This is a genomic window from Kocuria sabuli (assembly GCF_040981185.1).
Taxonomy (GTDB): Bacteria; Actinomycetota; Actinomycetes; order Actinomycetales; family Micrococcaceae; genus Kocuria; species Kocuria sabuli.
Window position 1 is genome coordinate 74,964 of record NZ_JAVHZE010000003.1, and the last position, 13,646, is coordinate 88,609.

Annotated in this window: 14 protein-coding genes; 6 read left to right on the forward strand and 8 right to left on the reverse strand. The window is 75.3% G+C overall.

Going from position 1 to position 13,646, the window contains the following annotated elements:
- Positions 1 to 23: 23 nt before the first annotated feature.
- Positions 24 to 914 carry an oxygenase MpaB family protein gene (locus RE027_RS04315; protein WP_368807252.1) on the forward strand — a complete coding sequence of 297 codons (891 nt, stop codon included), beginning with the start codon at positions 24 to 26 and terminating at the stop codon, positions 912 to 914.
- 92 nt (positions 915 to 1,006) lie between these two features.
- On the opposite strand, the gene RE027_RS04320 is transcribed toward RE027_RS04315, so the two are convergent.
- The 7 genes from RE027_RS04320 to RE027_RS04350 form a co-directional block, all read right to left on the reverse strand.
- Positions 1,007 to 2,740, reverse strand: coding sequence for a glycosyltransferase (locus RE027_RS04320; RefSeq protein WP_368807018.1), 1,734 nt, complete (start codon positions 2,738 to 2,740; stop codon positions 1,007 to 1,009).
- A 215-nt stretch (positions 2,741 to 2,955) separates the two neighbouring features.
- On the reverse strand, positions 2,956 to 4,020 hold the full coding sequence (gene lplAB, locus RE027_RS04325; RefSeq protein ID WP_368807019.1) for a lipoate-protein ligase LplAB: 1,065 nt from the start codon (positions 4,018 to 4,020) through the stop codon (positions 2,956 to 2,958).
- A gap of 194 nt (positions 4,021 to 4,214) precedes the next feature.
- Positions 4,215 to 4,475 carry a type B 50S ribosomal protein L31 gene (locus tag RE027_RS04330; protein ID WP_368807020.1) on the reverse strand — a complete coding sequence of 87 codons (261 nt, stop codon included), beginning with the start codon at positions 4,473 to 4,475 and terminating at the stop codon, positions 4,215 to 4,217.
- Positions 4,476 to 4,706: 231 nt separating this feature from the next.
- Complete coding sequence (locus RE027_RS04335) at positions 4,707 to 5,255, reverse strand: AMIN-like domain-containing (lipo)protein (RefSeq protein ID WP_368807021.1); 549 nt, start codon at positions 5,253 to 5,255, stop codon at positions 4,707 to 4,709.
- A 155-nt stretch (positions 5,256 to 5,410) separates the two neighbouring features.
- Positions 5,411 to 6,235 (reverse strand): TrmH family RNA methyltransferase, encoded by an 825-nt coding sequence (locus tag RE027_RS04340; protein ID WP_368807022.1) that lies wholly within the window; start codon positions 6,233 to 6,235, stop codon positions 5,411 to 5,413.
- 73 nt (positions 6,236 to 6,308) lie between these two features.
- The gene (locus RE027_RS04345; RefSeq protein ID WP_368807023.1) at positions 6,309 to 7,175 is read right to left on the reverse strand and encodes a sulfite exporter TauE/SafE family protein; all 867 of its coding nucleotides are present in this window, start codon (positions 7,173 to 7,175) and stop codon (positions 6,309 to 6,311) included.
- 15 nt (positions 7,176 to 7,190) lie between these two features.
- Complete coding sequence (locus RE027_RS04350) at positions 7,191 to 7,976, reverse strand: ABC transporter ATP-binding protein (RefSeq protein WP_368807024.1); 786 nt, start codon at positions 7,974 to 7,976, stop codon at positions 7,191 to 7,193.
- Positions 7,977 to 8,066: 90 nt separating this feature from the next.
- Between RE027_RS04350 and serB the strand changes: the two genes are divergently transcribed.
- The 4 genes from serB (at position 8,067) to RE027_RS04370 (ending at position 12,119) form a co-directional block, all read left to right on the forward strand.
- Positions 8,067 to 8,996 carry a phosphoserine phosphatase SerB gene (gene serB, locus RE027_RS04355; RefSeq protein ID WP_368807025.1) on the forward strand — a complete coding sequence of 310 codons (930 nt, stop codon included), beginning with the start codon at positions 8,067 to 8,069 and terminating at the stop codon, positions 8,994 to 8,996.
- Positions 8,997 to 9,115: 119 nt separating this feature from the next.
- A complete protein-coding gene (locus RE027_RS04360) occupies positions 9,116 to 10,885 on the forward strand; it encodes a sensor histidine kinase (protein WP_368807253.1) in 1,770 nt (589 codons plus the stop codon).
- Complete coding sequence (locus RE027_RS04365) at positions 10,882 to 11,544, forward strand: response regulator (protein ID WP_368807026.1); 663 nt, start codon at positions 10,882 to 10,884, stop codon at positions 11,542 to 11,544. Before RE027_RS04360 ends, RE027_RS04365 begins: the two co-directional genes overlap by 4 nt.
- 155 nt (positions 11,545 to 11,699) lie before the next feature.
- The gene (locus RE027_RS04370; protein WP_368807027.1) at positions 11,700 to 12,119 is read left to right on the forward strand and encodes a hypothetical protein; all 420 of its coding nucleotides are present in this window, start codon (positions 11,700 to 11,702) and stop codon (positions 12,117 to 12,119) included.
- A gap of 118 nt (positions 12,120 to 12,237) precedes the next feature.
- Here the strand turns inward: RE027_RS04370 and RE027_RS04375 are convergent, their stop codons facing one another.
- On the reverse strand, positions 12,238 to 12,654 hold the full coding sequence (locus RE027_RS04375; protein WP_368807028.1) for a hypothetical protein: 417 nt from the start codon (positions 12,652 to 12,654) through the stop codon (positions 12,238 to 12,240).
- A gap of 81 nt (positions 12,655 to 12,735) precedes the next feature.
- Between RE027_RS04375 and RE027_RS04380 the strand changes: the two genes are divergently transcribed.
- Complete coding sequence (locus RE027_RS04380; RefSeq protein WP_368807029.1) at positions 12,736 to 13,491, forward strand: amidohydrolase family protein; 756 nt, start codon at positions 12,736 to 12,738, stop codon at positions 13,489 to 13,491.
- The last annotated feature ends 155 nt before the right edge of the window (positions 13,492 to 13,646 follow it).

Below are 13,646 nucleotides of genomic sequence, written 5' to 3' on the forward strand. Positions count from 1 at the left end.
GGGAGGACGCACACGTGGGACTGATGACACCGCTGCAGGACCGGCTGCGGACCACCTTCGCGGGACAGTCCGACAGCGTCCCGGCGTGGGAGCTGGCCCTGGCCGACGGCGAGGACGCCGGCCACTTCCGGCCCGGCTCCGCGGTGTGGGCGGTCCACGGCTCCATGGCCACCATCCCCGCCGGGGTCCGGGCGCTGCTCACCCAGGCGCTGCACCCCGGGGCGCTGGCCGGGGTGGTGGAGCACTCCGACTACCGCAGGGATCCGCTGGGGCGCCTGGCGGGGACCATCCGCTGGATCTTCACCGTCACCTACGGGGACACGTCCGCCGCGCACCGGGCCTCGGCCCACGTGCGCAGGATCCACGAGAGCGTGCACGGCACCTACACCGGGGCAGACGGCCTCCGGCGGCCCTACTGCGCCAACGACCCCGACCTCGCCGAGTGGGTCCACCTCGCGTTCACGGACGCGTTCCTGCGCTCCCACCAGCGGTGGGGCGGGCCGATCCCGGGCGGCCCGGACGCCTACGTGCGGGAGTGGGCCGTGGCCGGCCGGCTGATGGGCGTGGCCGACCCGCCGCGCTCCGAGGCGGAGCTGGACGAACGGATCCGGTCCTTCGGCCCCCGGCTCGCCGGCGGGCCCCGGGTGGACGACGTCGTGGGGTTCCTGCGCCGCCCGCCCCTGGACCCGATGCTGCTCCCGGGCTACCGCGCCCTCTTCGCGGCGGTCGTGGACTCCCTGCCCGAGGACCGCCTGGAGCTGCTCGGCCTGCGGCGCCCCCGGCTGGGCCCCGTGCCGCTGCCGACCCGGGGTGCCGCCGGGCTGACCCTCTCGGTCGTGGGCAGGGCGCTCGGGGAGACCGGGCCGAGCGAGGCCGCGGCCCGCCGGCGGCTCCGGCGTCTCGGCCTGCTCTGAGGCCTGCCCGGCGGGCCGCTGCGGGGAAACCGTGCCTCCGCCCGCGGCACCGGCCGGCCCGGGGGCCCTGCGCCGCCGGGGCGCGAGCCGGCTCAGGCCGTGGCCTCCTGCGGTCCCGCGCGGCCCGTCAGGTGGTCGTAGGCCTCGGCCGCGTCGGCCGCGACAGTGTGCCAGGTCCGCGCGGGGACCGCGCGGCGCCGGCCCTCGTCGCCGAGGCAGCGGCGCACCGCGGGGCACTCGAGCATCATCTGCAGGACCGCGGCGAGCGTCTCCGGCTCCTCGGGCGGGGTGAGCATCCCGGTGATCCCGTCGTCCACCGTCTCGGCGAGCACCGGCAGCCGGGAGGCGACCACGGGCGTGCCGGTGGCCAGCGCCTCCACGGACTCGGTCGGGACCACGGCCCGGGTGCCCGCCCCGTCCTTGCGCGGGACGGCGAACACGTCGAACGCCTGGTGGTAGAGCACCACCTGCTCGTCGGGGACCCGGCCCGCGAACCGCACGCGGCCCGCCAGCCCCAGCTGCGCGGCGAGGGCCTCCAGCCGCGGGCGGGCGGGACCGTCGCCGACGACCACCACGAGCAGCTCGGGCACCTCCTCGGCCACGAGGGCGGCCGCGCGCAGCAGGTCGTCCAGGCCCTCGCGCTCGAGCAGCTCCGCGACGGCCCCCACGACCCGGGCGGACTCCGGCAGCCCCAGGACGCGGCGGGCCTCCCGCAGGGGGCGCGGGTCGGCGAGGTAGGGCCCGTCCACCGCCGGGGGCGCCACGCGGGCCGGCACCGGGCCCGCCGGCAGGGCCCGCGTGAGCTCACGGATCCGCTCGCCCATCGCCCGGCTCGGGGTCACGACGTCGTCCGCGGCGGCCAGGAGCTCGGCCTCGCGGGCGCAGCACAGCCGGTAGCGCTCGCTCGTGGCGGCCTCGGCGGGCCGGGAGGCCGCCCACCGGTCGGCCGGGAGCTCCCGCACCTCGTACACCCACGGGATGCCCAGGGCCTCCGCCACCGCGCGGGTGACGAGGGCGTTGCCGGCGTGGCTCGTGGTGCGCAGCACGGCGGGCCGGGACCGCAGCGCGAGCTCGAGCAGCGCCTGCGCCTCCTGCTGGAGCCGCCCGGTGGCCGTGCGCACCCGGCGGGCGGGCAGGATCCGGTGGTAGGCGACGCCGTCCACGATCCGTGCGGCCACGGGCTGCGGGGAACCGGTGTCCGGGACCGGGCCGGGGCGGGTCACCGCGGTCACGGTCCAGCCCTGGGCCACGGTCGCGGAGAGCAGGGAGTGCGCCCGCGGGGCGCGGCGGCTCCGGCGGTGTGCCGGCGTGCCGGGGAGCAGGTGCAGCATCGAGGCGGGCTCCGGCCGGTAGCCCACGACCGGGGGCAGCACGGGACGCCAGCCGGAGAGCAGCCGCAGCTCGTCCTCGTACTCGTGCAGCTGCCGCCGCTCCCGGGGTGTGGCCCGCCCGGCGGACGCGGCGCGGCGCAGGCCCACCACGGCCTCGGAGATCCGGCCCACGTGGCGGTGCCGCCTGGCCCTCGTGCCGGCGAGGCCCTTCGTGCCGGCGGGCACGAGGGCGAGGAGCCGGTCCGCCTCCGCGATCCGGCCCGCGGCGACGGCGAGCTCCGCGAGGTGGTGGGCGGTGCGGGCGGTGAGCCGGCGCTGCTGCGCCCGCCGCAGCCGGGCGTCGAGGTGCGCGTCCGTCGCGGCCCCGGGCCAGGGGCTGCGCAGCAGGGCGCGGGCGGCGCGCCGGGACGCCACGGCGGTCAGCAGGCGGGCTGCGGGCCGCCGGGTGGCGTCGGTCTCGGCGTCCGGGCGGAAGGGTCGGGGGGTGTGCGGCATGGCTCTCTCGCGGGGGTCAAGAGGGGCCGTCCCGGTCGATCACGGGGCGTGCTGCGGGCGGGGGAGGTGCTCCTCGCCGGACCGGGGAGTCCGGCGGGGGGAACTGCTGATCGTCGGGTTCAGCGTAGCAAGACATCCGCCCGGTCCGCGGCGCGTCGAGGCCTTCGCCGGCCGCGGGGCAGGGCGGGCGAGCCGTCGTCGGCCGCGGCCTCCGCTCAGGGCACGCGGGCGGTCCACTCCTGCGTGCCGAACTTCGCGGCCACCAGCTCGCGGGCCATGGCGAGCTCGTCCTCCCCGACCGCGCCCGGCACGGCCGCGTAGCGCCGGGTGAACACCTCCATCAGTCTGTCGACGACGTCGGCGCGCGCCATGCCGGTCTGCCGCCGCAGCGGGTCCACCCGCTTCCTGGCCGAGCGGTGGCCCTTGTCGGAGAGCTTCTCCTTGCCGATCCGCAGGACCTCGGTCATCTTCTGGGCGTCGATGTCGTAGCTCATCGTCACGTGGTGGACCATGCCGCCGCCGGCGAAGCGCTTCTGCGCGGCGCCGCCGATCTTGCCGTGCTCCGTGGCGATGTCGTTGAGCGGGACGTAGAACGCCTCCAGCCCCATCTCCTGGAACGCCTGCATCACCCACTGGTCGAGGAACGGGTAGGACTCCGAGAAGCTGAGCCCGTCCACGAGCGTCTGGGGCAGGTAGAGCGAGTAGGTGATGCAGTTGCCGGCCTCCATGAACATGGCTCCCCCGCCGGAGACCCGGCGCACCACGGAGATGCCGTGCCGCCGCGCCCCCTCGGCGTCCACCTCGTTGCGCAGCGACTGGAAGGACCCGACCACCACGGACGGCTCCTCCCAGTCCCACAGCCGCAGCGCGGGCCGGCGCCGCCCGGCCCCGACCTCCCGGGCGAGCACCTCGTCCAATGCCAGGTTCTCCAGGGTGGGCCGGACGGTGGGCGGGATGACCTCCCACTCGTGGTCCTCCCAGGTCGTGGCCCTGGCCAGGGCGCGGCGCACGGCCGTGGCGATCGCCTCCGGGGAGAAGCCGAACAGCACGACGTCGGCCGACAGGGCCGCCCGGACGGCCCCCGCGATCTCCTCGTGGGGCGCGTCCTCGGGCAGGCCGGTGAGCGCCGCGTTGATGACCTCGAGGGCCTCGTCGGGCTCCAGGAAGAAGTCCCCGTTGACGGAGACGTCGGCCAGGCGCCCGTCGACCACACGGAGGTCCGCGACCACGAGCTTGCCGCCCCGCACCTTGAACTCCCCGTGCCGGTGCTGCTGCTCCATCCGCGTTCTCCTGTCGTGCGTGCTGGTCGTGGTCCCGGGTCAGCCTACGCCGGGCCGGATGCGGGCCCGGCGCGGGAACGGTGCCGACCCGGTGCGGGCCGGAGCCGGGCCGGTGCCGGGCACGACGCAGGCCCGGACCGATGCGGTCCGGGCCTGCGTGCGGTGCTGCGGGGACCCCGCGAGCGGGGCCGGCGTCAGCTGCCGGACTTGCCGAAGCTCTTGAAGCGGGCGTTGAAGCGCTCCACGCGGCCGGCGGAGTCCATGATGCGCTGCTTGCCCGTGTAGAACGGGTGGGACTCCGAGGAGATCTCGACCTCGATGATCGGGTACTCGTTGCCGTCCTCCCACGTCTCCGTCTTCTGCGAGGTGGCGGTGGAGCGGGTCAGGATGGTCTTGCCGGAGGCCAGGTCGCGGAAGAGGACCGGGTGGTAGTCCGGGTGGATGTCAGTCTTCATGGGGTTCAAACCTTCTGTAGGTGCCTGGATTTTGCCAGGCACGGTTTCGCTCGGTGGGCGGTGCACCGTCGTCGTCCGGCCGCGCGGTCCTCACGGGAGGGCGCGGGCGCGGTCCCGTGCGGGAGGCACCAACGCTCCAGCCTACCGGATCCGGGCCCGCAATTCACGCCCGGCGGCGGAGGGGACCCGGCCGGGGCCCGGTCCCCTCCGCCCGTCAGCGACCCCGGGGCCTCACCACTGGTGGGCGACGTCGATCACCACGCGCGTCGTCTCGCCGGGGCCGGTGAGGAAGAAGGTCCGGAACGGCAGGCGCGCCCGCACGCCCAGTCCGATCTTGGACTGTCCCTCGAAGCTGCCGGCCCAGGCGACCTGGCGGAAGGTGTCGTGGCCCGTGGTGTCGACCAGCTCCTGCGGGTCGGCCGGCCGGTAGGTGGCGTCGCCGTCGGAGTCGTGGCCCGGGGACTCCACGAGGATGCTCAGGTCCGCGTCCCCGCGCAGCGGGATCGGCAGTTCCGACCCGATGCCCGTGACCTCGTCCACGTAGCCCACGGAGTAGCTGCCGGTGAAGCCCTCGATGTCGACGACCAGCCGGTCGAAGCACTCGTGGCGTCCGGCCCGGACGTCCACGAGGTGGGTCTCGTGGACGGGGCTGGAGACGGACTGCTCGTCCGTGGAGCCCCACGTGATGCCGCAGTACGGCTCGGCGGCGGCGGCCGGGACGACCGTCCCCGCCCCCGCGGCCAGCGCGAGTGCCGCCGACCACGCGATCAGTTTCTTCATGATGTGCCTTCTCGGTTCCCCCGTCTGCCCCCGGACGCCGGCTGGTGCCGCGATTTGTGGGACCGGGCCTGGCAGACACCCCCAGAATAGAATTCACGAATGCCAACGTCACTGGTCAGGTCGCGATCGACACCCGAACCGTTACTGCGGGGAGTTCAGGACCGGACCGGGCGGGTCTCCCAGAACGCCACGGCGGAGGCCGCGGCGACGTTGAGGGAGTCGACGCCGTGGGACATCGGGATCCGCACGGTGAGGTCCGCGTGGTGGACGGTCGCGGCGCTGAGCCCGTCCCCCTCCGTGCCGAGCACCAGGGCGAGCTTCTCGTCGCGGCGGGCGGAGAGCTCCTGGAGGGTGATCGAGTCGTCGCTCAGGGCCAGTGCCGCGGTGGTGAAGCCCGCGTCCTTGATCTGCTGCAGGTCCGCGGTCCAGTGCTCCAGCCGCGCCCACGGCACCTGGAAGACCGTGCCCATGGACACCCGGATCGCCCGCCGGTAGAGCGGGTCGGCGCAGCGCGGGGTGACGAGCACGGCGTCCACGTCCAGCGCCGCGGCCGAGCGGAAGATCGCCCCGACGTTGGTGTGGTCGACGATGTCCTCGAGGACCGCCACGCGGGACGACGACGCGAGCAGCCGCTCCAGCGCCACCGGCTCGGGCCGCTGCATGGCCGCGATGGCGCCGCGGTGCAGGTGGAAGCCGGTGATCTGCTCCAGCACCTCGTCGGGGCCGACGTACAGGGGCACGTCCGGGTGCGCCGCGAGCACGTCCGCGAGGTCCTCCAGCCACTTCTGCGCCATGAAGAAGGAGCGGGGCCGGTGCCCGGCGGCGAGCGCGCGGCGCAGCACCTTGGAGGACTCGGCGATGTACAGGCCCCGCTCCGGCTCGAGCTTGCGCCGCAGCCTGACGTCGGTCAGCCGGGCGTAGTCGGCCACCCGGGGGTCGTCGGCGCTCTCGAGGCGGACGAGGTGGGGGAAGTCGGTCACGGGTTCTTTCGGGGTCGGAGGAGGAAGGCCGCCACGATCGTAGCCGGTGCCGTCCCGGGCGGGCGCGGGCGCCTCAGAACAGCTCGGAGACCAGGCTGACGAGGGCCACGAGGCCGAGCGCGACGATCACGGTGCGCAGCACCACCGGGCTCAGGCGCCGACCGATCTTGGCCCCGGCCCAGGCCCCGGCGGTGGAGCTGACGGCGATGAACAGCACGACCCACCAGTCGATCCGGTCCAGGGCGAACAGGACGTAGGAGACGGCGGCCACGATGTTGACGAGCGCCACGAGCACCACCTTGACCGCGTTGGCGGCCTGCAGGGAGGCGAGCAGGAACACGCCGAGGATGCCGAGCAGCAGGATCCCCTGGGCGGCCACGAAGTAGCCGCCGTAGATCCCGGCCAGGAAGACGAGGGCGTACAGGGACGCCGGCTGCGGGGCACGGTCGGGGTCCAGGGGCCGCGGGGCCTCCCCCCGGGCGGACGCCGCGGCGTCCGCGGCGTCCGCCTGCTGCTGCTTCCGGCGGCGCACCACGGCCTGCAGCCGGGGCTGGAACACGACGAACAGGAGGGAGACGAGGACCAGCACCGGCGCCGCGTAGCCGAACACGGTCTCCGGCAGGCGCAGCAGCAGGGCGGCCCCGATGACCCCGCCCAGCACCGAGAACGGGACGAGCTTGAGCAGGGTCCGCTCGACTCCCCGGAGCTCGTGGCGGTAGTGCCAGGCGCCGGTGAGGTTGCCGGCGATCAGACCCATCGCGTTGGACATCGAGGCGGTCACGGGCGGCACGCCCATGGTCACCAGCACGGGGAAGGTCACGAGGGTGCCCGAGCCCACGATCGTGTTGATCAGCCCGGCCCACACCCCGGCGAGCAGGATCAGTCCCACCTGCCAGGGCTCGAAGGGCACGGCGTCGACGAACTCGGCGAGGTGCTCCATGTACGGGGCCGCCGGTCAGGAGCGGGCGAAGGCCGCGTAGCGGTCGCCGACCCGCACCAGCTTCAGGGGCACGCCGAAGGTCTCGGAGAGGTTCCTCTGCGTCATGACCTCGCGCACGGGTCCCGAGGCGACGACCCGGCCCTCGCGCAGCAGCAGGGCGTGGGTGAAGGCGTCGGGCACCTCCTCCAGGTGGTGGGTGACCATGACGATCGCGGGGGCGGCACCGTCCCGGGCCAGTTCGTCCAGCCGGGCCACCAGGTCCTCGCGGCCGCCCACGTCCAGGCCCGCGGCCGGCTCGTCCAGCAGCAGCAGCTCGGGGTCGGTCATCAGCGCCCGGGCCACGAGCACGCGCTTGCGCTCGCCCTCGGAGAGGGAGCCGAAGCGGCGCTCCCCCAGGTGGCCGATCCCCCAGGCGGCCATCAGCTCGTGCGCCTGGGCCTCGTCGGCGTCGTCGTAGCTCTCGGTCCACCGCCCGGTCACGCCGTAGGCGGCGGTGACCACGCAGTTGAGCACGGTCTCCCCCTCGGGGATCTGGGCGGCCAGCACGGTGGAGCTCAGCCCGATCCGGGGGCGGAGCTCGAACACGTCCACCGCGCCCAGGATCTCGTCGAGGATGTCCACCATGCCGCGGGTCGGGTGCAGCCGGGCGGCCGCGATCGACAGCAGCGTGGTCTTGCCGGCGCCGTTGGGGCCCAGGATGACCCACCGCTCGCCCTCGTTGACGACCCAGTCCACGGACTCCAGCAGGGTCTTCTGTCCACGGACCACGCTGACGTCCACCATCTCCACCACAGCACTCATATCCGACACTGTAGGCCACCGGGGCCCGCCGTCCCGTGCTCGCGGCCCGCACCGGCCGGGGGCGCCCGGGCGCCCGGATACACTGGCGGCATGACCACCGACCTCGCTGTGATCGCGTTTGCACAGAATCCGGACCCGGAGGCCCGTGAGCGCATCCTCACCCTCGTGCGGGACGCCGGCGCCGAGATCGAGCGGTTCTCCACCGTGCGGGTCACCGGCCCCGGCTCCGCGGGCCCGGACTCCCGGGTGCCCGGCTACAACGCCTTCACCGCCCGCGTGCACGGCTCCGAGGCGACCGCCCTGCTCGCCGCGCTGCGCCCCGACCCCCTGTCCCAGATGCTGCCGGGCGTGGACGTCAACGTCGTGCCGACCACCCTGCTCGACCCCGGGCGCAAGAAGCTGCTGATCATGGACGTGGACTCCACGCTCATCCAGCAGGAGGTCGTCGAGCTGCTCGCCGCCCACGCCGGACGGGAGGCGGAGGTCGCCGCCGTGACCGAGGCCGCCATGCGCGGGGAGCTGGACTTCGCCCAGTCCCTGCACGCCCGCGTCGAGACCCTCGCCGGACTGCCCGCGGGCGTGCTCGACGAGGTCCGCGCCGCCGTGCGGCTGTCCCCCGGGGCGGACGTGCTGGTCAAGGCGTTCCTGCGGGAGGGCCACGCCGTGGCGGCCGTCTCCGGGGGGTTCGAGGGCGTGCTCACCCCGCTGGCCGAGCAGCTGGAGCTCACCCGGCACGCCGCCAACGTCCTGGAGGTCGCCGACGGCCGGCTGACCGGCCGGGTGCTCGGGGAGGTCGTCGACCGCGCGGTCAAGGAGCGCTGCCTGCGCACCTGGGCCGCGGAGCTGGACGTCGCCCTCGAGGACGTCATCGCCGTGGGCGACGGCGCGAACGACATCGACATGCTCACGAGCGCCGGGCTCGGGATCGCCTACAACGGCAAGCCCGCCCTGCGCTCCGCCGCCGACGCCCAGATCAACCTGCCCAACCTGGACGCGGTCCGCTTCTTCGCGGACCTGTGAGCCGAGGATCCGCCCTCGGCAGCTCCGCCCCCCGGCGGCCCGTCCCGGACCGCCACGACCGCCCGGCCGGAGGAGGGACCGTGACGACACGCCGCGCACGCCCCGGTTTCCTGGCCCGGATGCTGCTGCTGCACCTGGCCGTGGTCGCGCTCGTCGTGCTGCTCTGCGGCGGGGTCTACGGCTGGCTGACCTACGAACGGCTGGGCCGCGACGCCGAGCGTCAGGCCCTGTCGATCGCCCGGTCGGTGGCCGCCGACGACGACGTCCGCGCGGGCGTGGCGACCCTGGTCGACGCCGGTCCCGGGGACCTCGACCCGGACGTGCTGTCCCGGGGTGCCCTGCAGACCGCCGCCGAGGAGGTCCGTCGCCGCACGGACTCGCTCTTCGTGGTGATCACCGACGACGCCGGGCTGCGGCTGTCCCACCCCAATCCCGCGCAGCTGGGCCGGCCCGTCAGCACGGACCCGACCGAGGCGCTGGCCGGGCGCGAGGTCACGAGCCACGAGCGCGGCACGCTCGGGCACTCCGCCCGCGCGAAGGTCCCCGTGTACGCGCCGGGCCCGGACTCCGCCGTGGTGGGCGCGGTCAGCGTGGGCATCTCCCGCGAGGACGTGCTCGCCACCCTGGAGGAGGACATCACCCCGGTGGCCGCCACCGCCGTCGGCGCGCTGGCCCTGGGCGCCGCGGCCTCCACCGCGATCGCCCGCCGGCTCAAGCGCCTCACCCTCGGGCTCCAGCCCGAGGAGATCGCCGAGCTCGTCCAGGACCAGGAGGCGGTGCTGCGGGGGGTCGACGAGGGCGTCATCGGCGTCTCCCCCGAGCACCGCATCACAGTGATGAACCAGGAGGCCGGGCGGCTGCTGGGGGTCGCGGACCCGGCCCGGCTCGTGGGCACGCCCCTGGCCGGGGCCGGCCTGCCGGACTCCTTCCCCGCTCTGCTGGCCGCGGCCACCCCGGAGTCCCCCGCGGTGGAGCAGGTCGTGGGCCCGCACGTGCTCATCCTCTCGGCGCGCGCCGTCCGGCCCGCCGGTCCGGGCCTGCCCGGCCTGGGCTGGGTGGTGCTCGTCCGGGACCGCACCGAGCTGCAGTCCCTGACCCGCCAGCTGGACGCCGTGGGCGCCCTGAGCACGGCCCTGCGCGCCCAGCGCCACGAGTTCGCCAACCGCCTGCACACCATCTCCGGCCTGCTCGCGCTCGGCGACGCCGAGGAGGCCGGGCGCTACGTCGCCGAGGTGACCGAGACCGGACCGCTCACCTATCCCGCCGAGCAGGCCCGGCTGCTGCGCGACCCCTACCTGCAGGCCTTCCTCGGCGCCAAGAGCGTCGAGGCCGCCGAACGGGGCGTGGTCCTGCGCATCGGCGAGGACACCCTGATCCGCGGGCAGATCACCGATCCGCAGGACGTCACCACCGTGATCGGCAATCTCGTAGACAACGCCGTGCGCGCGGCGGTCCAGGGCGTGGCCGAGGACCGCTGGGTCGAGGTGGAGCTGCTGGACGAGTGGACCGGCGGGACGGGCACGCTGCACCTCGTCGTCGCCGACTCCGGCGACGGCCTGCCGGTGGCCGACCCCGAGCCCGTCTTCGCCCAGGGCTGGTCCACCGCGGCGCCGCGCGCGGCGGGGGACGGCGCCGCGGCGCCGTCCGTGCTGCCGGACGCCCACGGGCAGGGCTTCGGGCTGTCCCTGAGCCGGGAGCTGGCCCGCCGCCGCGGCGGGGACGTGTGGGTGGCCGACCCGGGCCGGCCGGGCGGGCCCGGCGCCGTGTTCTGCGCGCGGCTGCCCGGCACCGTGGTCCGGGGCAGCCGGGCCGGGGAGCGGACGGGCTCCGCCGGACGGGGCGGCGGAACAGGCGGAGCATCAGGCGGAGGACCGGGAGGAGCGGGATGAGCGACGACCTGGTGGTACTGGTGGTCGACGACGACTTCCACGTGGGACGGCTGCACGCCGGCTACGTGAACGCCGTGCCCGGGTTCACGGCCCTGCCCCCGGTCGGCACCGCCGAACAGGCCATGCGCACCGTGCACGCCCACCAGCCCGACCTCGTGCTGCTGGACGTCTACCTGCCCGACGCCCTCGGCCTGGACCTGCTGCGCGCCCTCGACGTGGACGTCATCATGCTCACCGCGGCAGCCGACCCCGCCTCCGTGCGGACCGCCGTGCGCCGCGGAGCGCTCGCCTACCTCATCAAGCCGTTCACCGGCCAGCGGCTCGCGCGGACGCTGCGCGCCTACGCCCGGTACCGGCGCCTGCTCGCGGACCGGGACGGGCTCTCCCAGGAGGGCGTGGACCGCGCCCTGCACGCGCTGCACCCGGCCGAGGCCGCCCCCGGGGAGCGCCCCCGGTCCGCGACGGAGTCCTCGGTGCTGGCGGCCCTCGAACCGGGGGCCCCGCTCTCGGCCGCGGAGATCGCGCGGAAGGTCGGCATCTCCCGGGCCACCGCCCAGCGCTACCTCTCCGCGCTGGCCGAGGACGGGTCCGTGGAGATCCAGCTGCGCTACGGCAGCACCGGACGGCCCGAGCACCGCTACGGGCCCGCCGCCCCGTAGCCGCGGCTCCGTGCCCGGCGGGCGCCCGTCACGCCGTGCGCCCGTCACGTTGGGCGTCGCGGGGGTCCGAACGCATAGGATCCCCGTGAGGCACGACCGAGTGCACCTGCTCGGACGCCCCGGTTCCCGCCCTCCACCGACAAGGACCCCACCTCATGCGCCGTCCTCCCGCCGCCGCGCTCGCCGCAGCCGCACTCGCCTCCGTGGTTCTGACCGGGTGCGGGCCCACCACCGACGCGATCGCCGCCCGGATCTCCGCCGACGGGCCCACCTTCGAGGACGCCCTGGCGCTGCGCGAGGCCGTCGTCGACGCCGGCGTCGAGTGCCCGGGCGACCAGCAGCTGCGCGACACCCAGGGCGGCACGGGCAGCACCCTGCTCCCGTGCGACTACAACCTGCTGCTGGCCGTGGCGGACGGCGACGAGATGACGGAGCAGCTGAGGTCGAACCTCGAGTCGATCGAGGGCATCCACTACCTGCACGCGGGCAACTGGGCGGTCGCCACCGACGACCGCGCCCTGCTGGACCCGGTGCAGCAGGAGCTCGGCGGCGAGATCACCTCCACCGGCTCCTGACCGTCCGGCGGCGCGGGCCCGCCCCCGCCCCGTTGTCGGCTCGGTACCGGCTCGGGGCGGCCGGTGGGGCACGACCACGGTGCACCGGTGGGCCCGTCCCGGTCCGCCCGGGACCGGATCAGACCCGGCGCAGGTCCAGCCAGTACACGTCCTGCGCGGTGTCGTGGCGCAGCAGCTTGACCACCGGGCCCTCGTAGACCTCGAAGGCCCGGAGGACCAGCTCCCGGACGTCGCGGGTCGCGACGGTGACCGTTCCGCCGAGGGCGTCGTCGGCCGTCTCGCGCACCACGACGACGCGTCCCGGGTCGACCCACGACGGCTCCCCGTCGGCGTCGCGCAGGACGTCGAGGGCGTAGTCGAGCTCCTCGCCGCCGGTGTCGGCGAAGACGTCCAGGCGCACGGCCTCGGGATGGTGGTGGGTGAGCGCCTCGGCGACCAGGCGCAGCAGCTTCTTCGCGTAGGTCCGCTGGGCCCGCTCCAGGGCGTCCTCGGCGGCCTGCAGCGTCTCCTCGGGGGTCAGGACGGTCGTATTCATCGGCATGAATACTATGCGTGCCGGCACCGGATCCCGTGCAGGGACCGGCGAGCCGCCGGCCGGGTCCGGCACAATGGCCGGATGATCGACGCCCACCTGCACGTCATCGATCCGCGGTTCCGGCTGGAGCCCAACCAGGGCTACGTGCCGCCGGTGTTCACGGCCGCCGACTACACGCGCCGGACCCGCTCCCTGGGCGTGGTGGGCGGCGCCGTGGTCAGCGGCTCCTTCCAGGGCCACGACCAGGACCATCTGCGCGCGGCGCTGGCCGAGCTGGGCCCGGGCTTCGCCGGGGTCACGCAGTTGCCGCCCTCGGTGCCGGACGAGCAGGTCCTGGAGCTGCACCGGACCGGGGTGCGCGCGGTGCGCTTCAACCTCCGCCGGGGCGGGGACGCGCAACCGGAGCGGATCGAGCGACTCGCCCGGCGCGTGCACGAGCTCGCCGGGTGGCACGCGGAGTTCTACCTGGACGGGCCCGCCCTGGAGCTGCTCGCCCCCGTGCTGCGGCGTCTGCCGCGCGTGAGCGTGGATCACCTCGGCATGACGGCCGACGCGCTGCCACGGCTGCTGGAGCTCGTCGAGCGCGGCGCCAAGGTCAAGGCCACCGGCTTCGGCCGGGTGGAGCTGGACGTGCCGCGGACCCTGCGGAGCATCCACGCCGCGGACCCGGCCGCGCTGCTGTTCGGCACCGATCTGCCGAGCACCCGGGCACGGCGGCCCTTCCGGGACGAGGACGTCGACCTCGTCGCCGCAACCCTCGGGGAGGACGCCGCCACCGCCGTGCTGCACGACAACGCCGCGGCCTGGTACGGGCTCCCCCGCACCGCGCCGGCCTGAGCTCCCTCGCCCGTGCCCGGCGCGAGGCCCGTCCCCGGCGACCACCTGCGAGCGGCGTCCGCCCGCCGGGTCCGTCCCGTCCCCGGCGACCCGTCACGGACGCGCCCGGCCTTCCTCCTCCTGGCCGGTCCGCGCCATGATGGGCCCATCGATCC